20 protein-coding genes are annotated in these 22491 nt (G+C 47.9%); 10 read left to right on the top strand and 10 right to left on the bottom strand.

Translation table 11 applies throughout. From position 1 onward, the window contains the following. Positions 1 to 183 precede the first annotated feature (183 nt). The 3 genes from NDA03_RS09320 to NDA03_RS09310 all read right to left on the bottom strand — a co-directional run bounded on the left by NDA03_RS09320 (position 184) and on the right by NDA03_RS09310 (position 3125). Positions 184 to 1875, bottom strand: coding sequence for an iron uptake porin (locus tag NDA03_RS09320; RefSeq protein ID WP_348237884.1), 1692 nt, complete (start codon positions 1873 to 1875; stop codon positions 184 to 186). 227 nt (positions 1876 to 2102) lie between these two features. Beyond that, positions 2103 to 2666, bottom strand: coding sequence for an FKBP-type peptidyl-prolyl cis-trans isomerase (locus NDA03_RS09315; protein ID WP_190525681.1), 564 nt, complete (start codon positions 2664 to 2666; stop codon positions 2103 to 2105). 135 nt (positions 2667 to 2801) lie between these two features. Then, on the bottom strand, positions 2802 to 3125 hold the full coding sequence (locus NDA03_RS09310; RefSeq protein WP_190415431.1) for a phasin family protein: 324 nt from the start codon (positions 3123 to 3125) through the stop codon (positions 2802 to 2804). Between the two features lie 217 nt (positions 3126 to 3342). Between NDA03_RS09310 and NDA03_RS09305 the strand changes: the two genes are divergently transcribed. Next, a complete protein-coding gene (locus NDA03_RS09305; RefSeq protein ID WP_190536981.1) occupies positions 3343 to 3651 on the top strand; it encodes a TIGR03792 family protein in 309 nt (102 codons plus the stop codon). A gap of 73 nt (positions 3652 to 3724) precedes the next feature. Next, positions 3725 to 4093 (top strand): zinc ribbon domain-containing protein, encoded by a 369-nt coding sequence (locus NDA03_RS09300; RefSeq protein ID WP_190536982.1) that lies wholly within the window; start codon positions 3725 to 3727, stop codon positions 4091 to 4093. A gap of 1 nt (position 4094) precedes the next feature. On the opposite strand, the gene nblS is transcribed toward NDA03_RS09300, so the two are convergent. From nblS to NDA03_RS09265, 7 genes are all read right to left on the bottom strand, one after another. Beyond that, positions 4095 to 6119, bottom strand: a complete 2025-nt coding sequence (nblS, locus tag NDA03_RS09295; protein WP_190415723.1) for a two-component system sensor histidine kinase NblS — start codon at positions 6117 to 6119, stop codon at positions 4095 to 4097. A 287-nt stretch (positions 6120 to 6406) separates the two neighbouring features. Beyond that, the gene (purD, locus tag NDA03_RS09290) at positions 6407 to 7681 is read right to left on the bottom strand and encodes a phosphoribosylamine--glycine ligase (protein ID WP_348237883.1); all 1275 of its coding nucleotides are present in this window, start codon (positions 7679 to 7681) and stop codon (positions 6407 to 6409) included. Positions 7682 to 7958: 277 nt separating this feature from the next. Beyond that, on the bottom strand, positions 7959 to 11912 hold the full coding sequence (locus NDA03_RS09285) for a DUF2157 domain-containing protein (protein ID WP_348237882.1): 3954 nt from the start codon (positions 11910 to 11912) through the stop codon (positions 7959 to 7961). Positions 11913 to 12034: 122 nt separating this feature from the next. Beyond that, positions 12035 to 13486 carry a deoxyribodipyrimidine photo-lyase gene (locus NDA03_RS09280; protein ID WP_348237881.1) on the bottom strand — a complete coding sequence of 484 codons (1452 nt, stop codon included), beginning with the start codon at positions 13484 to 13486 and terminating at the stop codon, positions 12035 to 12037. A 388-nt stretch (positions 13487 to 13874) separates the two neighbouring features. After that, the gene (locus NDA03_RS09275) at positions 13875 to 14423 is read right to left on the bottom strand and encodes an NUDIX hydrolase (RefSeq protein ID WP_190441028.1); all 549 of its coding nucleotides are present in this window, start codon (positions 14421 to 14423) and stop codon (positions 13875 to 13877) included. Positions 14424 to 14429: 6 nt separating this feature from the next. Beyond that, on the bottom strand, positions 14430 to 14951 hold the full coding sequence (gene folK / locus NDA03_RS09270; protein ID WP_348237880.1) for a 2-amino-4-hydroxy-6-hydroxymethyldihydropteridine diphosphokinase: 522 nt from the start codon (positions 14949 to 14951) through the stop codon (positions 14430 to 14432). Positions 14952 to 15044: 93 nt separating this feature from the next. Further along, complete coding sequence (locus NDA03_RS09265) at positions 15045 to 15500, bottom strand: CAAD domain-containing protein (protein WP_190415415.1); 456 nt, start codon at positions 15498 to 15500, stop codon at positions 15045 to 15047. Between the two features lie 265 nt (positions 15501 to 15765). On the opposite strand from NDA03_RS09265, the gene NDA03_RS09260 reads away from it, so the two are divergent. The 8 genes from NDA03_RS09260 to NDA03_RS09225 all read left to right on the top strand — a co-directional run bounded on the left by NDA03_RS09260 (position 15766) and on the right by NDA03_RS09225 (position 22462). Further along, positions 15766 to 16146: an iron-sulfur cluster assembly accessory protein gene (locus NDA03_RS09260; protein WP_348237879.1), complete on the top strand. Its 381-nt coding sequence runs from the start codon at positions 15766 to 15768 to the stop codon at positions 16144 to 16146. A 98-nt stretch (positions 16147 to 16244) separates the two neighbouring features. Further along, a complete protein-coding gene (gene rpsL / locus NDA03_RS09255) occupies positions 16245 to 16622 on the top strand; it encodes a 30S ribosomal protein S12 (protein WP_190415413.1) in 378 nt (125 codons plus the stop codon). Positions 16623 to 16658: 36 nt separating this feature from the next. Then, entirely contained in the window at positions 16659 to 16787 is a 129-nt protein-coding gene (locus tag NDA03_RS09250) for a hypothetical protein (RefSeq protein ID WP_348237878.1), read from the top strand. Positions 16788 to 17175: 388 nt separating this feature from the next. After that, positions 17176 to 17646, top strand: coding sequence for a 30S ribosomal protein S7 (rpsG, locus tag NDA03_RS09245; RefSeq protein ID WP_190415409.1), 471 nt, complete (start codon positions 17176 to 17178; stop codon positions 17644 to 17646). Positions 17647 to 17792: 146 nt separating this feature from the next. Next, the gene (fusA, locus tag NDA03_RS09240; protein ID WP_348237877.1) at positions 17793 to 19868 is read left to right on the top strand and encodes an elongation factor G; all 2076 of its coding nucleotides are present in this window, start codon (positions 17793 to 17795) and stop codon (positions 19866 to 19868) included. Positions 19869 to 19967: 99 nt separating this feature from the next. Continuing rightward, positions 19968 to 21197, top strand: coding sequence for an elongation factor Tu (gene tuf, locus NDA03_RS09235; RefSeq protein ID WP_190415405.1), 1230 nt, complete (start codon positions 19968 to 19970; stop codon positions 21195 to 21197). 173 nt (positions 21198 to 21370) lie between these two features. Then, the gene (gene rpsJ / locus NDA03_RS09230; protein ID WP_190415403.1) at positions 21371 to 21688 is read left to right on the top strand and encodes a 30S ribosomal protein S10; all 318 of its coding nucleotides are present in this window, start codon (positions 21371 to 21373) and stop codon (positions 21686 to 21688) included. 132 nt (positions 21689 to 21820) lie between these two features. Continuing rightward, positions 21821 to 22462, top strand: coding sequence for an LON peptidase substrate-binding domain-containing protein (locus tag NDA03_RS09225; protein WP_190415401.1), 642 nt, complete (start codon positions 21821 to 21823; stop codon positions 22460 to 22462). The last annotated feature ends 29 nt before the right edge of the window (positions 22463 to 22491 follow it).

The following is a 22491-nucleotide window of genomic DNA, read 5'->3' as shown; positions in this document are numbered from 1 at the left end:
CACAAGACCATTTCTACTATCTTAAGGATGATATTTTGCTTACATAAAGTTACATTTTCAAAATTTTTATGATAAATAAGCTCATAAAAAAACATAGGTTTGTTAACCTTACTCCAAACCCTCTTCACCTCCCTCTAACTTTCTCCTCTTAGGAGAAAGTCAGCAGGTTAGGTTTGTTTGATTCTAAAAGACGAAACTCGTTCTCACCACACCAATCACAGCATCGGGATTTCGCTCATCATGGTTAGGTGCTGTTAGCCAAAAGAAACCAGGAGTAATCGAAATATTTTCGGTTAATTGATATCTGTAGAAAGCTTCGATGTGATATCCGGTATCGCGATCGCTTCTTTGTCCGGGAGGTAAACCAATCGCCTCTGCTAAAGCACGATTGCTAGTCCCTGTTAACTTTGGTTGCATCCCTAACACAATGCCACCTAAATTTCCCTTTTTGCCCAAATCAGGGAAAGCCAGCGTTACCGCATAATTCCAGACATCTGCATCCCCCTTGATATTACCAAGAGCGCGGGCGGCAGTGTAACCCACCCAGCCACCGAGTTCAAAGCGGGGACTAAATCGGTAGTTAACTTGTGCGCCGTAACCATTACCCACCACAGGATTCCCATCAGGATCGGTAAGATCGATGACTTTGGCGGCGTTGCTACCTGCGAGAGTATCGACACCAAAAGCTTGAGAAAAAGAGTTCAGGTAAAGCAAGCCAAGTTTCAAGCGATCGCCACTATAAACTAACTGGGCAAAAGCACTGTAACCACCATTAAATATACCTGAGTCTCTGCCTGGGTTACTAGGGCCGTTAAGGGCGTCTTCACCAAAGTAACCAACATCTAAACTGAGGGCTTCGCTAAGGGCATAATTTGCTGCAATCCCCGCTCGATTTCCCAAGGGAAAATACACAGGATTGACTTGACCAAAATTAGAAATAGCACCCGTAGAAGTGTCGATAAAAGGAGCAATTGTATCTGTTACATACGACGGATCGATTGAACCCGCTTCAATATAAATTCTGAGTTTGTCTCCAACTGGAAAGCGATACTCTAATTGGCTAATTCTGGCTTCATTATTTTGAGATACGCTACTGGGAGTAAACCGAGTTTCACCTGTTAAGCCTGGATCTGGCCCTCCACCAAATGTTGCCCCAGTGTCAAACTGCCTCAAATTAGTGATTTGAAAACGAGTCCTTAAGCGGTCTTTTCCAGTGAAGCTAGTGTTAAAATCAATGCGAGTCCGATGACCGAGAGTAGCGTTATTTACATCGCTAGCATTCTCACCAAAAGCATCGCCTGCATAGGTGATAACCTCACCGCCTAATTTAGTGGTCGTAGAAAATTGGTGAGCTTCCAGTTGGGTTGTTCGAGCTTCCAAAGTATCCACTCGACCCCGCAGCGCCGTCAGTTCTGTTCCAAATTCATCAATCAGCCGTTGTAAGGTTCCTAAATCGTCTTTGGTGACAAAATCTGCTGAACTAGCAGCAATCAATTTCTCAATTTGCTGCAAGCAGGTATTTAACCCAGCCGCAAATTCATAACGACTCAGCGCCCGATTGCCACGAAAGGTGCCATCCGGATATCCTGAAATACAACCGTAACGTTCAACAAGCGATCGCAGGGCTTCATACGCCCAATCCGTCGGTTCTAAATCTCGCAACTGCGACACGTTGCTGACTCGATCCATCGCATCAGTCTCTTCAGTTCCCTGAGAAACGGTATCTGCCCCAACTAGAGCGTCAGTATCCTGGGCAAAGGGATGGGTTTCCTCTGACACAGTTGGAAATTCTGCTGCTTGGGCAATGCTAGCGCTCGCTAAAGCGTTAACTAGCACCGCGAGGCAAAATTTTAGAGGGGCACGAAACAGTTTCAAGACGGTCTCTCCTCACACTTTTTGGCATTCCTAATGAATTTTGTCACGTAAATGCCGATCGTGCTCGCTGAATTTACGCTGGATGTTGTTTAAATACTACATTTTTGCCTAGCAAGTAATTGTATATTCTCCTACCAAGAAGAAGTTCAACATATACTCTTGCTGATTATGCGAAAAACAACCCCAATTTCTTGGAGAAATCGGGGTTCTAAAAACTGAGGATTTAGTTATCTAATGTCCAACAATTCTACGTCGAAAATTAGAGTGGCGTTGGGAGGAATGACTCCACCCGCACCACGAGAGCCATATCCCAATTCAGGAGGGATAATTAACTGGCGGCGTCCGCCGACTTTCATGGTGCTGAGTCCTTCGTCCCAGCCTTTGATGACTTGTCCAACGCCGAGTTTGAACTCGAAGGGAGAATTGCGATCGCGCGAACTATCAAACTTCGTGCCATCCTTTAGAGTGCCGGTGTAATGCACTACCACCCTTTGACCTGTTTTAGGAGTTGCCCCCTCGCCTTCCTTTAACTCAGTGTACTTAAGACCAGAAGGCGTTGTCTTCACTTCGCCACTGGCAGTTTCATCACTTCCCGGGTTGGTATTCATCGTTATAAGCCTTGTAATATCAGCAGTAGGATCGTTACTGGGAGTTTTTGCAACAACTGCGGTTTCAGTTTTGGTTAGTTCAGCTGCTTTTGCATCTCCTTGATTGCTGCTCGTAACTTGAGCAAAAATCAAGAGTACTACACAGGTAAACATTACCCCAACGCTGATTAGAATTTCTCTCATTCATCCGTTCTCCGTACCTCTAAGACCTCAAAACTTTAGATTTTAGATTGAGAGAATTTTCGATTTAATCCAAAATTCCCCATCCAAAATCCAAAATTGATTGTCCCACTAGATTTTCAATCCTATCAGCTTTACTTACCGCCAGAGCTTATTTTCCATATCACGCACCTGACGTTCGAGCCGGTCAATGCGTCCCCGCAATTCATCCATTTCCGACTGGCGAGGAACCCCCAGATCCTGCAACATATTCCGCATTTGCCGTTGCATCTGGATCTCCAAGTTCCCCTGATCTGACTTGAGCTGCTGCATCAAATCATCTACCATCCCCTTAGCTTGCTCGGGGTTGATTTTGCCTTCCTTGACCCATTCATCGCTCACTTCGCGGATTTTGTCGGCTACCAAAGACGTAGTCCCCACACCCATCATTAGTAGCTGCTTAAGCCAGTTGTTATTATCCATTTTCCCTTCCTGTCACTCCGCCGCGACTTTGAGCGGCTAAACACGTATCATAAAGCGGTGCTAAAATCTTACCGATTTTTCGCCTACAGTTCTATTTTGTGACATTCTCTCAACAACTGCCGCCTATCTTCCAGACTTTGCTCGTGGCAAAATCAATCTGTCTGATGGATGATTGAAGAGTCTATTTACAGCTTCAAAGCAGCTTATACTCCAGCTCATGGTAATTGAGTGGCTTCAGGTAAGAGTCGCCCCCGAACTGCGGGAAAAATACATTCAGAAGGATGGCGAAATCTGGACAGCTTTCCTTACTACCTGTCCGGGTTTTTTGGGTAAAGAAGTCTGGCTTAACCCGAACGAGCCAACAGAGGTCATTTTAGTCATTCGCTGGGCGACGCGGGAACAGTGGAAGTCTGTTCCATCAGAACGCCTGGAAGAAATCGAGCAGCAGTTTGTCCAAGCGATGGGAAAGGCTTTTCCCATCGTTCAGTTAGCAGAATATCAAATCCGAAAGTTTCCCCAAGCTTAAACTGGATCTAGAGGTCTTTTTAGATTGCGACTTGCTGACTGGATAGAAACCTAGAATTACCGTGCTGCTATCCATGCCGAACTGTCCAAAGTGCCATCAACCCGTCAATGCCCAGGTAACGACCTGCCCTTATTGCCGAACCGAGCTAAAAGCCTACGGTCATCCTGGCATTCCCCTGCATCGAGCAACAGGTGAGAAATTTCTGTGCGACACCTGCACTTACCACGAAGATGATACCTGTACGTTTTCCAAGCGTCCTTACGCCAAAGAATGTACGATGTATAGCGATCGCTCTCAAGAATCTCACCCGATGACTGTCACTCGCTACAGTCTCGGCTGGCGTCACTCGCTTCAACTTTGGTGTCAGCGAAACCAGCCTTTGTTGCTGCTATTCGGTCTCATCGTCGTAAGTTTAGCGATCGCTTTCTATGCAAGCAAATAATCTAGACAACCTTCGCCGTAACCGAACTGGTTCCTGAAGCTTCTTTTGCTTCTTTTAGAGGCAACTCCTCAACGGGTGCTGCTTCTTGAAAAACCGTCAAGTCAAACCAGAAAGTTGTACCGACGCCGACCTCGCTAACCAAGTGAACCCTGGTGTGATGCTTCTCAATGATATTTCTAACAATTGACAAACCCAAACCTGTTCCTTCAAGGGTGTGAACTCGGTTTTCTACTCGGAAAAAACGATCGAAGATTGCCTCTTGGTCTTCTGTATCGATGCCGATTCCCGTATCAGAAATTTCAATCCGCACTAATTTGGGATTGTTCGTTGCAGGAATTTTCCCGCGTTCCTCTGCGCCGGAAGGGAAGACTCCGCCTTGACTCCGCTCATCCCTCGACTCCAGCAAATAGGCGCGAATTGCCACCCGTCCGCCTGTCTCAGTAAACTTCAGTCCATTACCGACCAGATTAGCAAACACCTGGAGCAACAAATCATAGTTGCCCCAGACTGCTGGCAAATTCGGTTCAATCTCTTGGATGAGTTCAATTCCTTTATCGCGGGCGTTTAGCTGGTAAGTCCGCAGCGTTTGCTCCACAGGTTGGGCAATATCTACAGGCTCAAAGTGATAGCGCTTGTGCGACTCAAGCCTAGATAAATCCAAAACGTCATTTACCAGGCGAGTCAGGCGGTCTGTTTCTCGATTCGCAGTGTCTAAAAATTCCCGACGTTCCTCTTCTGTCAAATCTTCGCCGTATTCGTGGAGCGTTTCAATAAACGACTTGATGTTAAAAAGCGGCGTTCTCAATTCGTGGGAAACATTGCTAATAAAATGACTTTTCGCCTCGTTCAGCTCTACCTCACGAGTAATATCCTGTACCGTCATCGCAATTCCCTTGATGGTTTCCCGGTACTGGTCGAGGACGGTCGTTAGGAGAATGCGGACGGTGCGGTTCGCCGGTTGGAATAGCGTCACCCGAAACTCTGCCCCTTCGCATTCGCCAGCAACAATTTGATGCAGGGGTCGCGCTAGCTCCAAGTTTACTGGAGAAGGCAAGCAATGCAGAGCATTAGATCCCACCACATCAACGCCATCCCACCCGAAAATTCGTCGCGCTGTCGGGTTGACTAAGATCACCTGAAAGTTGGTGTCTATCAGCACCGCTCCATCAGCAATCGTAGAAACCAACGTCTCTAGCTTGGCTTTCTCTGCTGTCAGTTCCTCGATATTTTGCTCTTCATAACTCTCCAGCCGTTCTGCCATCTCGTTGAAACTGTAAATCAGTTCGCCCAGTTCTCCTCCGAGTGGCAGGTCAACTCGTTGCTTGAAGTTGCCAGCGGCAATATTTTTAACCCCAACGAGAAGTTCTTTAATTGGCTGAGTAATGGTTAAGGCATTAAAAACAGCCCCCAAAATCACCATCACCCAAATGGAAATAAATACCGCAATCGTGACATCTCGTGTCAGATGGGACGACGCCACCACGGTTGGATTGGCGTTAATCCCAATTGCCAAAACCCCTAAATTTTTGCCATCGTGCGACAGGGGAACAAAGACATCCGTAACTTCCCCATCCGGACTTAGGTGCTGACGCACCATTGGTAAGTCGGAATTATCAGCGTAATCCTCTGGCAATTGAATCCGACGCTGAATTGTCAGCGAGTTTTGTACCTCGGACTCAGAGAAAGGAATTCCAAAATAGATTTTGCCAGTTTCGTCGGCGTAGAGCATATAGCGCACGCTGGAGGTGCTGCTGTAGAAGCGGTGAGAAAAACGTGCCACCTCCGTCAGATTCTTTTCAGCAATCTGAGGCGCGACATTCGCCGCCAACAACAAACCCAGGTCGCGCCCGAAGCGAGTATCATTCAGCCGAGCATCCTGCTGAATTGTATTCACTGCCCAGAAGGTCAGACCGCTCATCACCAAGGAGACGACTAAGGTAGCAGCCGCCATCAGGCGCGTCTGGAGAGTAAACTCAGACCACCAATGGGCAATAACTTCTCGAAGGGTTTTTAATAGAGCCAGCAAGGTAAATTTGCCACTAAAAATGGTAAAAATTAGAGATTTATCAAAAATTGTAGAGGATTCTTCCCAGGGATAGGTGGATTTCTGAACGTTTCTCAATTATATTTATCCACTTCTATTTTCTCAAGTTCCCCCTGGAACTCTCATGTATCTTTGGATGCAGCTTGACTAAGATTTTGAAGAAATTTAAAGATTTACGTGATGTGCAACTTTCCAAAACTCTCTAGCTTAGGCTACAGAGCTTTGGAAACGAGGAGCGATTGGATTGCAGTTGCACATGACGTTAAACGCTAAAGTTTCCCTGCCGTGCGGACGCGATAACCAATATCCCGTCGGTAGTACATCCCCTCAAACTCAATGCAATTAATCGCCGCGTATGCTTGAGCGATCGCTGCATCAAAATCCTCTCCAATGGCGGTGACTCCCAACACCCGACCGCCTTCTGTCACCACTTGTTGCTGCTTCTTCTGAGTGCCTGCATGGAACACATTTGCTCCTGCTGCCTCGGCTTGCTCAATGCCGGTAATGATGTGACCTTTTTTATAGCTTTCGGGATAACCCCCCGCCGCTACAACGACACAGGCGGAAGCGCCTGGTTTCCACGCAATCGGAGGCTGTTGGGCAAGTTTCTGTCCGACGCAGGCAACCAATAAGTCTTCTAGAGGGGTTTCGAGTAAAGGCAAGATCGCCTGTGTTTCCGGATCGCCAAAGCGACAGTTAAATTCCAAAACTTTCGGATCGCCTTCGGGGGTAATCATTAACCCAGCATAAAGGACACCCCGGTAGTCGATGCCCCTCGCTTTTAAAGCGGCAACAGTCGGCTCCAGAATTTCTTTCTGAACCCGCGCACTCAGGGCAGGTGTCAGGATGGGAGCAGGACAATAGGCTCCCATTCCGCCCGTATTTGCCCCTGTATCGCCCTCACCGATGCGTTTGTGATCTTGAGCCGGTAACAACTGGCGAACGGTCAAGCCATCCGACAGCGCCAAAACCGAGACTTCCTGACCCGCTAAATATTCTTCAATCACTACAGTCTTGACTCGACTGGAGAATAAATCTGCGATCGCAGAGTATGCCTCTTCCACCGTTGCCGCTACTGTAACACCCTTACCCGCTGCCAAACCATCGGCTTTAACAACAATCGGTGCCCCTTCCGCTGCTACATAAGCTTTTGCAGCTTCTGGCTCTGTAAACACCTCTGAGTTGGCGGTTGGGATACCCGCTTCCCGCATCAAATCCTTTGCCCAAGACTTACTCGCCTCAATTTGCGCTCCCGCTTTGGTGGGACCAAACACCTTGAGATTTTGGCGTTGCAAGTAATCTGCGATCCCCAAAGCCAGGGGGGCTTCAGGCCCGACGACCACCAGCGAGATGTTATTCACTTGAGCAAATCGTGCTATTCCCTCAAAATCATCAACACTTAAAGGGAGATTCTGACAACGATCCAGAGAAGCTGTGCCGCCGTTTCCAGGAACACAGACTATCTGCCGAATGCGTTGAGATTGCAGCAGTTTCCATACCAGGGCGTGTTCGCGTGCCCCATTGCCAACAACCAAAACCTTCACGTTCGCCTCGCGCTCCTGTTTTTGTTTTCTTGAATCTTGCTAAATTGCAGGCTGTACGCCCGCCCAGACTAGGGACAGCGCCTCAATCCAGCGGCTTATCCTCAGGGACGATTTCCCATCTGAAAACCAAGTAAATTTACAGGGCAAATCGTATAAGGCAAGCAAATACTTCATTATGCCACGCAATTACCAAATGTCTAAGTTAGCCAACAGATACCTGATGGATGGGAGCAAAGCAGGGCTAAATTTAATCCTTTTGGGATTGAACCAGTAGAAATTATTGCCATTGTTCCAATTCTGACAGCCAGTGCCGAACCAAAGCGATAAAGCGATCGCGCCGAGTTTCAAAATTAGCGGCAATCGAGATAAAACTGATACCCACTATCAACCCGATCACCCACTTGAAAAAGGAGTAACGGAAAACAAAAATCACCAACTGATAAAAAGCAGTCAGTAAAAAAGTGGCGGTACCAACGTAGAGAAATGCCCGGACTCGGAAAGCTAATCCAGCAAAAATGAATAAAATACTCAAAATTCCCGGTACCAATCCAGTTTCTTGGTGTAGCAAAAATGCCGCTCCACAAATTACCCCAGCGCCTAGGCAACGAAATAGGTGGCGAGTCTGTTTGCGGCTTGGTAGCGTCAACCCAGAATCGACTTGGGCAATATACAGCCAGGATAAGCCAATCGGCATAACGTACCACAAGTAATCGAAAAATTGTAATTCCAAAAACCACCGAAAAAGTGCCCAATTAATCAGTGCTAGGCTGATATAAGTAAAGCGAATTTGATTGGATAATTTGGCAATAAAGATATAAAATGCCGCTGTTATCAGCAAGCTAATCGGGTGAATTTCTACTCTGGTTTCCCAAATCATCACCAGTGGCAGAATATATGCCGCGTGCAGCCAAGGTCTTTTAGGCCATCCCCACTTCTCCCAAGGCAAAATATACAGAAAATAAGCCCAAACACAAGAAATCGGGGCTTTCCAGGGAACTAATGGCCCAGCCCAGAACTGCCCAATGGCTGTATAAAGCCAAAATATTCTGATGACACCTACTTCTAATAAACCTAGGTAAACCCAGACTTCTGCAATGGTAATCCTCCAGTTTTCACTGAATAAGGAAGGTGCTGAATTTTCCTCTGTCTTTAAAGGGACTTGGGAACTTTCCCTGTCTTTTGGGAGGAAAGAAAGGGAAAATCTGCGACCTTGAAAAATCGCGTATCGGATTAAAAACAAGCCAGTTCCTAATCCGAGAATTCGGCTAGCTGCAATGGGATTACCAATCGCCGCGATGAGTAAGCAACTGCTCCAAGCCCAATGAAGATGGGCAATTACTTTCAGTTCTTCAGCAGTAAGGTGTAAGTAATTTAGAAGCCAGGGGAATAGCAGGCGATAGGCATACATGATGCTGGTGCCGAGGGCGGACATGACAATGAATCCATCGCCCAAAGCTCCACCTGATGCTTGTAAAAGTTGATAGAACAAAAGTTCGTAGGCAGAAATGGATACTCCCAGAAGTCCCAAATAGAGGATGGGTTTAAGTTCCTGCCGTCGTCTGCCAACTCCAATCGCAATGAAAGCGATCGCAAGCGTACACAATCCCGTCCAACTGGTAAAAGTATCCCACCGCAGAAGTGCCCCCAACACGCCGTATAGTAGCGGCAGGATATGCCACCTGTTCGGAACACTTTCGATTTGCGATCGCCGCCGCCATGCTTCTCCCAAAAGCTGCGTGCTTAAACCTAAGACGATATTTGCGATCGCTAAATTCATCACCGAGTGTTCAAAGAAGCCCAACGTTTCGGCTGTTAACAGTTCTAAACCCCAACCCAGTCCGTAAAATGCCCAATGATTCGGTTGTTGCCAACTGCGATAAGCGATCGCCCCAATTGTCAACGTAACTGCAAGTAAATATTCCCCACCGGGAGAAGCAACCCCTTGGTAGAGAAAAAGGGAATGCAGCGTTAGCATCAACAGCTCAAAACTACACAACGCGATCGCCCAACTCTCAACCGCTTGTGCATAAAGTGCCGCTAACGTCCCATGACGACGCATCAGCCAGGTTCTGGCAAGCCATAAACCCACCAGCGCGATCGCTCCAGCTAAAAACCAACCCGGTACCGAAAGGGGCGGCACTCCAGGCACACCATCCCCCAGCAGCACGCCGAGAAAACTCAGGCTAAACCCGACGGTAATGACGGCTGCCGCCAGATGCCGCAAATAGCGCGTATTCACCAACATCAGCCCAGTTGCCATTCCTAAGCTAATGAATCTACCTCCAGGTAGCACGAATGTGAGAATTTGTAGCATTCCCAAACTGGCGACACTCAACCAACTCGCCAATGTGCGTTGCTTTCCAGCAGTTTGACTGGCAACTCCCGTCAAAGCCAAAGGTGTAATTAGCCAGAAAATTGCCCACTGCTGACGGCTAAAGGCATCGTCCCCGAATAAGGAAACATTCGCTAACAGTAATTGATAACTGAGTCCCGCCAGCCCTAAACCGATGTGCCAAGCACTTTGCTTCCACAGAAGTACTGAGGAGGGTAGTAGGACGTGAAGGGTCCATTCGGCAACCATCACCGCCAACAAAATGCTTGCCCAAACTTCTTGGTGCAGATTGGGAAAAAAGCGGTCAATTGTAGAGAATAGCGTCAGCAACCCCACCAAGTGAGTGAAATACACCAGACTGACCCTAGTGGGAAGTCGGCGCTGTGTCACAACTGCCAGTGTCACAGTCGAAAACAACAGATTGAGCGATCGCAATGTGGGATTTAGTAAACTAATTAGACTCAGCACCGCCCCAAAAGTGAGTGCCAGTTGTTCGCCAAAAGTGGCTAAATCGGTCTTAGCAGCTCGATGCAGCCAATCGCTGACCCCGACGATAAAAACAACGTAGGGAAATAAAACCAGGCTCAGCAACGCCCAAGGAACCGTTTCCGAACCCGTCAGTTGTGTGCCAGTTGCGATCGCCCATTCTTGCACGGAACCCGGAACTAACCGCCAAACCAGCCAAATCGTCTGTAAGCCAATTCCTAAAAATGCTGCCAGATCAACCTGTAGCCAAAAACGCTGCAATCGGCTGAAGAAAAACCACAAGCCCAATCCGCTAACTGCCGTTGCTTGCCAGGGAACCGTTGTTCCTACCGAAACCAGCCAACCGAGGCACAACAAACTACCGCCAACTTTCTCCCACGGCAATGGGAGTGATTCGGTGGATGTTTCGGGTTGCTGTTGCGATAACCACGCCACCAGCCAGCCGCAGATACCAAGGGCTAACCCCAACTGCGTTACAGGTACTTGGACAATAAAAATTGCTCGTACCAGCAGCACCACCAAGGCATAAATCACTACCCCGGCTGGCAACTCGATCCCGATTCCCGTTTTTTCGATAGTCTTCGCAGCTTGTCGGTGACGAACTTGATAGAACGCCAGGAGGGACGTTCCCACCATTCCCAGATAAACGGCGATGACGGGAAATCCTGACAAATTCCAGCCCCAATGCAGGTAACTGAGTCCCAGGATATTCAATGCTGGCAACGCTTCTAGTAGTTTCAGCCGTCCAGAAGCAGCCAAGCGCCAATTTTTCAATACTTGGAAAGCGATCGCTGTCAGAAGAATGGATGCGATCGCAACTACTATCAGATTGACGGGATTCTGCCACAACCCAAAGCTATCCATTGCCCAAAAATTCACGGGCATTAACAGTAGGGTGACAATTTGCAACGTCTGCGCCGTCAATTGCAAACTGGGTTGGCGATTCGCCCAAGCGCTTACCCGCCAAAAAATCAAGGTATACGCGAATAAAACCCCATACTGCCCAGCAGCAGGAAATCTTTCCCATTGAGTGGCGGCTAGCACCCCGGAGGACACCACCACCATGAACACTCCCAAAAACAGCAGCCACCGGACGCTGAGTTCTGCCATCAGCGACTGCCATACCCCTGGGATCGCTTTGGGATGTTGGCGAGAAGCATTCCTACCAGCAGCAGCTGGTAGTAACTGCGAATCAGAAGATATCGTAATTTGAGGCGTTACTTCAGGCGTTGGTTTGGGCGTTACCGCAGCGGGTGGCAACGCACAAACCAAGTATTTTTGACTTAAATCGTTAACCTGAGCCTCAGAAATCAAACCCAAGCGCAGCCAAACATCCAGTCCTTGCAATAACTGAGGCTGCGAATTGCTAATCGTTACTTTAATGTTGATGGAGCGGTCATGTGAAGATGACATCAGCAGCCACCCTAAAGATGAATACTCAAATCATCTTCTTGATTGAAGGATTGGCTGTGGTTATTGTGACACTTTAGGGTATTGAAAGCACGCTTGTCCGGCGGGCACTGTCCACCAGACGCTTACTCTTTATCTTTATCCCCTAGTGCTTCTTTTTGCTGCTGATAGCGCTGTTTAAACAGACGCTGCTGTAGCTGGTGTTCCACAATCGGGGCGGGATAATTACAGCGATCGCGTTCATTCGCCGGTATCTTCCCACTGACGAGATATTCTGTATTTACAGACCTGAGTTCTGGCACCCATTTCCGGATATATTCCCCGTCTGGATCGAATTTCTGCGATTGAGAAGCTGGGTTAAAAATTCGGACTGGCTTGGGGTCCATCCCGCTAGAAGCACTCCACTGCCAGCCGCCATTGTTCGCAGAAAGATCCCAGTCATATAGCTTTTGCATGAAGTATTTTTCCCCCAAGCGCGGATCGATTAGCAAGTCTTTGGTAAGAAAACTGGCAACAATCATCCGACAGCGGTTGTGCATCCAGGCTGTTTGATTCATCTGGCGCATTGCTGCATCGACAATCGGGTAGCCGGTTCTCCCCTCGCACCAAGCTTGGAAATGTTCTGGATTGGTGTCGTACGGGAAATTTTTGAGCGTTTCGCGGAAGGCACCCTCGGCTAATTCTGGGAACCAATACATCGCGTGTTGATAGAACTCTCGCCATGCCAGTTCCTGTTGCCATGTGCGGATATGGGTATCTTTTTCCTCGCTGCGGTTGTCTTCTAACACCTTCAGCGTGGCATCCCAAACCGTGCGAATGCCAATTACACCAAATTTCAAAGCGGCGCTGAGTTGAGAGGTGCCGCTAACCGCCGGAAAATTCCGCTGTTCTTTATATTCTGCGATCGCTTGATCGCAAAATTCTGCCAGCTTCTCTTGCGCCGCCTTCTCCCCTGGCGCACTCACCAGTTCGTTTTCCCAAATAAATCCTAAATCCTGAGCCGTAGGCAGTTCACCCGCACCCGCTTGTCGTGCTTTCTGCTGTTCTTCTGGTGTAAGTCCCTCGGCATTTTGGAGTTCGGGTGCAGGTTTAGCCTTGGGTTTACTACTCCAATTTCTCCAGAACGGAGTATAAACTGTGTACGGCTGATTAGAACCTGAGCGAATCTCCTCTGGTGCGTGTAATAGCTGATCCCAGTGATTTTGGACAAAAATACCCTTTTCTTTCAGGACTTCGCTAATAGCGCGATCGCGTTCTTTTGAATAAGGCTCGACATCCCAATTCCAGAATACAGCCTTCGCATTTAGCTCCGCCGCCAAAGCTGGGATTGCTTGAGTCGGATTGCCTAGAAGGATCAACAACTGGCTACCAGCCTTCGCGTAGCGTTCTTGGAGTGACTGCAAACTACCAATCATATAAGTCACTCTTGCCGGTGCCACATCATCCTTTTTCAAAATATTCGGATCTAGGCAGAAAACCCCTACCACCTTTTGGCTTTGCTGCCGTGCAGCAGCCAATCCTAGATTGTCCGAAATGCGTAAATCGCGGCGGTGCCAAAACAAAATCAGGTCAGACATTCAATCCTTGCTTTTCAAATAACTCGCTTATGTTTGACAGTTTAAAAGGTGACAACACCGTGTGTATCACTCCTGCGAGTGACTGCAAACTAAACGGCTATAGCAATCCTCAATGATTCGTGAAGGCGAGATCCGCGACTTTAAAGAAGTCGCGGATCTGAACCGCTGGTATCTTACAAATCAAACAAGATTCCTATATAGCGTTTCTCAGGTGGGTGGAATATATTGCAGTTCTAATGCTCAGTAGAGACATGACATATCATGCCCCTACTGATGTATCGCACCTAATTGAGAATTGAAATAATCTTATATCTGGCTATTAAAATATAAAAAATTAGCCAGTCTAAACTGGCTAATTTTGTGTAGTCGCAGACTTTAACGTGACGAACTATTGTAAAAAAGGACGAGCTAAGAAAAAACTAGAAATCGATTTAGCATCTACTGGTTCACCCGCCAGAATTGCTTGCTCTAATTCCTGGGGAGTCATCAAAATCGTTTCAATATCTTCGTCAACATCTTGACTGGGAGGTATCTCCAAACGTTCTAAATCTTGCGCTAAAAAAGCGTAGATAAATTCATCTGAATAACCGGGAGCAAGGGAAAACTTACCTAAATTTTGCCATTTGTGAGCGCGATATCCGGTTTCTTCTTCAATTTCGCGCTTAATAGTCTCCTCTGGAGCTTCATTCGGTTCTATCGTTCCAGCCGGGAACTCCAAAAGACGCCCCTGTACAGCAAAACGATACTGCCTCAATAGGATCAACTTCCCTTCTGAGGTTACAGGAACAGCAAGCGCACCACCAGGATGCCGAATGCATTCCCAGTCTCCCTCTACTTGGTTCGGGAGGCGCAGACGGCTGACTTCAAAATTAAATTTACGCCCCTGGTAGAACAAGCGTTGTTTGAGGACTTCAGGGGGTTCTTGACCCAGTGCCATAGGAAACTACAAACGACGGACTTCTGAACAGTCTACAGCCTGAACGAGTTGCGCGATCGCACATCCAGAAACTGGATCGAGCCAATCTGGTGCAATTTCCGCTAAAGGCACCAGCACAAACGCTCTTTCTCTCATCCGAGGGTGAGGCAACTGGAGAGGCGGAACCTCCCCACCTTGAGTGTCCAAAATCACATCATCAAAGAGCAATAAATCAAGGTCAAGTGTTCTCGCCCCCCAGCGCTCTTGACGGACGCGACCAAAGCGATCTTCAATTGCCAACAGGGTCTCTAACAATTGCTGAGGCTTCATCTGAACGTGCAGCAGGGCACAACCATTCAAATAATCTGGTTGAGGTGGCCCTACAGCCTTCGTTTGATACCAACTAGACTGGGCTTGCAGAGTAATTCCAGGAGTTCGGTTCAGCCTTTCTAGAGCAGCCTCTAGAGTGGCGCGGGAGTCGCCGAGGTTGCTACCAAGAGCAACTGCGCTTCGCCCACCCTTTGCTAACGCAGTTTTTGCGTATGTCATGATTCCAGCCTGACCCCTTCAGGTGCGGCTATAAAGAAACTTAGCCTGCCTACACAGGCTAAACAAATTCAGTCGAATAGAAGATTAGGACGCTTAGGTGTTTGAAGCTCCTCTGCCCAAAACTTGCTGTTTTAAGGTCTGGAAGTCTTGAGATAGTTCTTTGCGGCTTTCAGCAGTAAGTAAGTAACGATAAACGAACCAAGCCGTATATCCGATGCCAATCAGCTGTAGGGTTGGCGCTATCAACGGCAAGCTATGAATCGCCGTTAGCAAAGCCACTGTTATCCTTAATGTGACTAACACTGCTAAGAGTAGTCCAAGGGTAACGAGCGATCGCTGGTAGGAGGAAAAAAAGTTGCCCGCATAACTTGGCATCTTCTCTAAAAACCTAGCGATTTGTGCCCACACCTGCTGCACTTGCCCAGTATAGGCTTGAGTAGACGACACTTGTAACTCCGAAGGTGTTGCTTCTACGTTTTGTACATTGACTTCTACCGAAGGATTTTCAGATTCAAGCCTACTTTCAGAAGAGGGAGTTTCAGGATTCATATCAATTTTTGGGAATGACAACAACTTGATGTCTTGGTTGGTTATGGGAGTGTTTCTTCTAGTTCTGCTTTTTCTAATCAAGAAGTGAAGAACAGACTCTGCTACCAAGTTATTATCTATTGGGGTGATAAAAATCAAGCATCCTGAGGTACAAGTAGCAAAACTACCAAGCTGGAGCACCGAACGCTCGATTTTCTCCTTTAAAAATTGACAAGCTTTCCCGCAACCGGCTGTAGCATTGGTTCAGCACTCTATAGAAAGCTCTGTGAAACTCACTCAGTCCACTATCGATCTCACTCAAGCAGCAGCTAGTGAAATAAAGCGTTTGCAATCCAAGCGTCAAAACGCCAACGCTCTATTATTTCGTCTAGCAGTTCAATCAGGTGGTTGTTCTGGCATTTCCTATACTTTCAGCTTTGATGCAGCCGCAAAACCAGACGATAGACTGTATGAATGCAATGGCATTCAAGTATTGGTTGATGCTCAAAGCCTAACCTACCTCAATGGTCTCACCTTAGATTACTCAGAGGATCTCATGGGTGGCGGGTTTCGCTTCCACAACCCAAACGCTAAAGAAACTTGTGGTTGCGGTAATTCTTTCTCTATTAATGAGCCGCTTGCCGACTCTGCCACCCCAGAAGCTTAATCTCCAGCTCCTTTAAATTGACAGAACCCCTGACAGATGATACACTCAGAATTTGTCTGCATTTGGAACTAGCAAGGATTCAGTAACCCCAGTAACTCATGCCCACAATCCAGCAGCTCATTCGTAACGAGCGCCTAAGTACACAGAAGAAAACTAAGTCACCAGCCCTAAAAAGCTGCCCGCAACGTCGTGGTGTCTGCACCAGAGTATATACAACGACGCCTAAAAAGCCAAACTCAGCCCTGCGGAAAGTGGCAAGAGTCCGTTTGACTTCAGGTTTTGAAGTAACGGCATATATTCCTGGTATCGGTCACAATTTGCAAGAACACTCGGTTGTGATGATTCGGGGGGGACGGGTTAAGGACTTGCCCGGAGTCCGTTACCATATTATTCGCGGAACCTTAGATACCGCTGGGGTTAAGGATCGCCGTCAGGGTCGTTCTAAGTACGGTACAAAACGTCCCAAGGCAAAGTAAGCGGAGTGTCTATCTGTATTGGTACAGTCACAATTGATGGCTTCCGTTTTGCAGAAAAGACAAAACGCTCATACGGCTCGAAAGCTCCCGAATCTCGTGCCAATTGCACAAGAAATGTGTGAAAATATCCGCTTCCGAGCGGATGCCGATGAACCCCCGGTATAGGTGGTAGAGTTGGATTGAGGATGTTTTTACTGGATTCCGTGCGGGAAGACGCATCAGAGATGTTGTAAACACGTAGATAAGCACCCGTTAAAGCGAGTGTATGCGAATCCAGTAGGATGTATCCAAATCCGTAGAAGGTTGCTTCAGTTCCTCAAACCAAAAAATTGGGAAATTAATGCGCCAGGGAGACAACCGTTGCTGGCATTTAGGGAAAACCTCAATGTCCTCAATGTAGGTAGGGAAGAGTTTCACAATCGGGCGAAATCTCTACCTTAGTAGAAGGCGGCTCTCTAGAACCCGCAAAGACTTGTTGAAAAAAATCCCATCTCAGGCACGAACATTGGGAGGGATCGTAAAAATTCTGTATTTTATTCATTGAAGGCTTAGTATGTCTCGTCGTACCGTTGTTAAAAAGCGTCCTGTTCCCCCTGATTCGATGTATAACAGCCGTCTTGTCAGTATGATGGTGCGGCGGATTATGCATAGTGGCAAGAAATCTATTGCGACTGGGATTATCTATGATGCGCTAAAAACCATCGAAGAACGGATTGGAGCTGATCCCCTAGAGACTTTTGAGAAAGCAGTTCGGAATGCGACCCCTTTGGTGGAAGTCAAGGCTCGTCGAGTGGGTGGTGCCACCTACCAGGTGCCAATGGAAGTCCGCCCTGACCGTGGAACTGCGCTGGCGCTGCGTTGGCTAATTCAGTTTGCTCGTTCTCGCCCAGGCCGCACAATGGCTGGGAAGCTCGCAAATGAGCTGCTTGATGCCGCTAATGAGACAGGGAATGCGATTCGCAAACGCGAAGAAACTCACCGAATGGCTGAAGCGAATAAGGCGTTTGCCCACTATCGATACTAAGCACTACTACAGACGCGAGATCGGTTATTGCGACTGTTTTGCTCGCGTCTGTACGAGCTGAAAATCTTAAATAAAGTATACAATTTTAAACGAGATAGAACGCATAGCACATTACTAACTATGCGGCACAGAGGAAGGAGGTAGCTGTGGCACGTACCGTCCCGCTAGAGAGAACACGCAACATCGGAATTGCTGCCCATATTGATGCGGGCAAGACAACAACAACAGAAAGGATTCTGTTCTATTCCGGTATCGTTCATAAAATTGGCGAAGTCCACGAAGGTACAGCAACGACTGACTGGATGGAGCAAGAGCGGGAACGAGGTATTACCATTACCGCCGCTGCGATTAGCACGAGCTGGCGGAATCACCAAATCAACATTATTGATACCCCTGGTCACGTAGACTTCACGATCGAAGTAGAACGTTCAATGCGGGTGTTGGATGGCGTGATTGCTGTGTTCTGCTCGGTGGGAGGCGTGCAGCCTCAGTCTGAGACTGTATGGCGACAGGCAGATCGGTATAAGGTGCCTCGGATCGCTTTTATTAACAAAATGGATCGGACTGGGGCGAACTTTTACAAAGTTTATAACCAGATACGCGATCGCATGCGGGCAAATGCTGTCCCCATTCAGATTCCTATCGGTGCTGAAAGCAACTTTGAGGGAATTGTAGACCTAGTTCGGATGCGAGCCTACCTCTACAAAGACGATCAGGGCAAAGAAATTGAGGAAACAGACATTCCTGCAAACCTTCAGGAGGTAGCCCAAGAGTACCGCACTAAGCTCATCGAATCTGTAGCCGAAACCGATGATGCCCTGACGGAAAAATACTTGGAAGGTGAAGAACTGACCGAACTAGAGATTCAAAAGGCGTTGCGTAAAGGCACGATTGCTGGCACGATTGTCCCGCTGTTGTGTGGTTCTGCCTTTAAAAATAAGGGTGTCCAGTTGCTGTTGGATGCAGTGGTAGATTATCTACCCGCTCCCATTGACGTTCCCCCAATTCAAGGACTGTTGCCAGATGGCACTGAGGTAGTAAGGCACGCTAGCGATGACGAACCAGCGGCTGCTTTAGCTTTCAAGATTATGGCAGACCCCTATGGACGCTTGACATTCATTCGGGTATATTCTGGCGTAATCAAAAAGGGCAGTTACATCCTTAACTCAACCAAGGATAAAAAGGAACGCATCTCCCGCTTGATCGTTCTCAAAGCTGACGAACGCATCGAAGTAGAGGAAATGCGGGCTGGTGACTTAGGTGCAGCTTTAGGCCTGAAAGAAACCTATACGGGCGATACCATCTGTGACGAAAACTCACCAGTGATTCTGGAGTCTCTGTTTATACCAGAACCTGTGATTTCCGTAGCAGTGGAACCTAAAACTAAGCAGGATATGGAGAAGCTCTCCAAGGCTCTGCAATCGCTCTCAGAAGAAGACCCAACGTTCCGAGTTCACATTGACCCAGAAACTAACCAGACAGTAATTGCGGGGATGGGCGAACTGCACTTAGAGATTCTCGTAGATCGGATGATGCGAGAATTCAAAGTAGAAGCCAACGTTGGTGCGCCGCAAGTTGCCTACCGCGAAACCATTCGCAAAGCTGTCAAAGCTGAAGGGAAATTTATCCGTCAGAGCGGTGGTAAAGGTCAGTACGGTCACGTTGTGATTCAAGTCGAGCCAGGAGAGCCGGGGACTGGTTTCGAGTTTGTCTCCAAAATTGTTGGGGGTATAGTACCTAAAGAGTACATAAACCCAGCAGAGCAAGGGATGAAAGAAGCCTGCGAATCGGGTATTGTAGCTGGATATCCGGTGATTGACCTCAAGGCGACGATGGTGGATGGCTCTTACCACGAGGTAGATTCCTCAGAAATGGCTTTCAAAATCGCAGGCTCAATGGCGATTAAAGAAGCTGTGATGAAGGCTTCACCAGTGCTATTGGAGCCTATGATGAAAGTTGAGGTGGAAGCTCCAGAAAACTTCCTTGGGGATGTGATGGGAAACCTCAACTCCCGTCGCGGTCAGATTGAAGGCATGAACTCGGAACAAGGCATTACAAGAGTAACAGCCAAAGTTCCGCTTGCAGAGATGTTTGGCTATGCGACGGATATCCGGTCGATGACTCAAGGACGGGGTATCTTCTCAATGGAGTTTAGCCATTACGAAGAAGTTCCTCGCAACGTGGCTGAAACCATCATCGCCAAGAGCAAAGGGAACACATAAATCGGTCTGTAGTCTTTGGTCAGTTGTCAGTAGAAAAGCCAACTGACAACTGACAACTGACAACTGGCAAAGGAAAAAGGAAAAAGGAACAGGTAATACATGGCACGCGCAAAGTTTGAACGCACTAAACCCCACGTCAATATCGGCACAATTGGTCACGTTGACCACGGTAAAACGACCTTAACCGCTGCCATTACGATGACTCTGGCAGCAATGGGTCGGGCGAAAGCAAAGGGTTATGCCGACATTGATGCAGCGCCGGAGGAAAAGGCTCGCGGTATTACCATCAATACCGCCCACGTTGAGTATGAAACCGAATCTCGCCACTATGCCCACGTGGACTGCCCAGGTCACGCGGACTATGTGAAGAACATGATCACAGGTGCAGCTCAAATGGATGGTGCCATTCTGGTGGTGTCGGCGGCAGATGGCCCCATGCCTCAGACGCGGGAACACATCCTCCTGGCTAAGCAAGTTGGCGTTCCCCGGCTAGTTGTCTTCTTGAACAAGCAAGACATGGTGGACGATGAAGAATTGTTGGAACTGGTAGAACTGGAAGTCCGGGAACTGCTAAGTTCTTATGAATTCGACGGTGACAATATTCCCATCGTCGCTGGCTCGGCGCTACAAGCGTTGGAAGCGATGGCTGCCAATCCCAAGACCCCACGGGGTGAGAATGAGTGGGTAGATAAAATCTACAAGTTGATGGATGAGGTCGATGCTTACATTCCTACTCCAGAGCGGGATATTGATAAGCCCTTCCTGATGGCTGTGGAAGACGTATTCTCCATCTCAGGTCGCGGTACCGTTGCGACTGGTCGGATTGAGCGGGGCAAAGTCAAAGTTGGGGAAACTGTTGAGCTGGTGGGAATTCGAGACACTCGCAGCACAACAGTAACTGGCGTGGAAATGTTCCAGAAGACCTTGGATGAAGGGATGGCTGGCGATAACGTCGGCGTTCTACTTCGGGGTTTGAAGAAGGAAGATATTGAGCGAGGTATGGTGCTAGCCAAGCCTGGTACAATTACTCCTCACACTCAGTTTGAGTCTGAAGTGTACATCCTTCAGGAAAAAGAAGGCGGTCGGAAAACACCGTTTTTCGCTGGCTATCGTCCTCAGTTCTACGTGCGGACAACCGACGTAACTGGAACCATCAAAGCTTTCACCTCGGATGATGGCTCTAACGCCGAGATGGTGATGCCAGGAGACCGGATCAAAATGACCGTTGAGTTGATCAACGCGATCGCAATTGAGCAAGGGATGCGCTTCGCGATTCGTGAAGGCGGTCGCACCATTGGTGCTGGCGTCGTCTCCAAGATCCTAAAGTAGGATTTTGACCAACAAATAAGGAGCAGAAAAGCATATGCTTTTCTGCTCCTTATCTATGTCCTTGAAATCAGATGCTAAACTCCAAGAGCTGTACGTGTACGGCAAAAAACCGCCGTTCTAGTAGCAACTAAAACCTAACAAATAACCACTAATTAGAACCTGGACAACTGAAAATGGCAACTATCCAGCAGCAAAAAATTCGCATTCGCTTGAAGGCTTTTGACCGGCGTTTGCTTGACACCTCTTGCGAAAAGATTGTCGATACGGCAAACCGGACACAGGCAACAGCTATTGGCCCCATTCCCTTACCAACCCGGAAGAAAATTTACTGTCTTTTGCGCTCTCCTCACGTTGATAAGGATTCGCGGGAACACTTTGAAACTCGGACTCACCGCCGCATCATTGACATTTATCAGCCCACCTCCAAGACAATTGACGCTTTGATGAAACTGGATTTGCCAGCAGGCGTTGATATTGAAGTCAAACTTTAAATACACGCTCTTGTGAGTCTGCATTCGACGAAGCCCTTTAGAGATACCTCTAAAGGGCTTCGTCGTTGGGATTCTAGGAAAGAGATCGGTTAAAGTAAGTAAAGAATCGCACGTACAGCAAGTATAGGGACAATGGCATCCTCTTCCTCAATCGCAGTTCGAGAACTCCCCCTGTTTCCACTGCCCGAAGTGGTGCTATTTCCAGGGAGACCTTTACCGCTACATATTTTTGAATTTCGCTACCGAATCATGATGAACACGATTCTGGAAAGCGATCGCCGTTTTGGGGTTTTGATGTGGGACCCAGTTCAAAGTAAACCAGCTGCCGTGGGATGCTGCGCTGAAATTATCCACTTCCAGCGTCTTCCCGATGACCGAATGAAAATCTTGACCTTGGGACAGCAGCGGTTTAGGGTCTTAGAGTACGTCCGCGAAAAGCCTTATCGCGTCGGTTTGGTGGAATGGATTGAAGACCATCCACCAGAAAAAGACCTCAGAACCTTAGCCTCTGAGGTTGAACAACTGCTCAGAGATGTGGTACGTCTCTCATCCAAGTTGACCGACCAAGACATGGAGCTACCAGAAGACTTGCCTACCCTCCCCAGAGAATTATCCTACTGGGTTGCCAGCAATCTTTACGGGGTGGCATCTGAACAGCAAGCCCTTCTGGAAATGCAAGATACGACAACCCGCCTAGAGCGCGAAGCCGAAATTCTCACGTCTACTCGCAATCACCTCGCGGCTCGTACAGTCCTCAAAGATGCACTCCAGTAAGTTTCATTAGTTGTTAGTCATTAGTCTTC

Origin of the sequence: Trichocoleus sp. Lan, assembly GCF_039961855.1 — a bacterium.
Classification (GTDB): domain Bacteria; phylum Cyanobacteriota; class Cyanobacteriia; order Cyanobacteriales; family FACHB-T130; genus FACHB-T130.
Note: the sequence above shows the minus strand (reverse complement) of the source record. Positions and strands in the feature narration are given on the sequence as shown.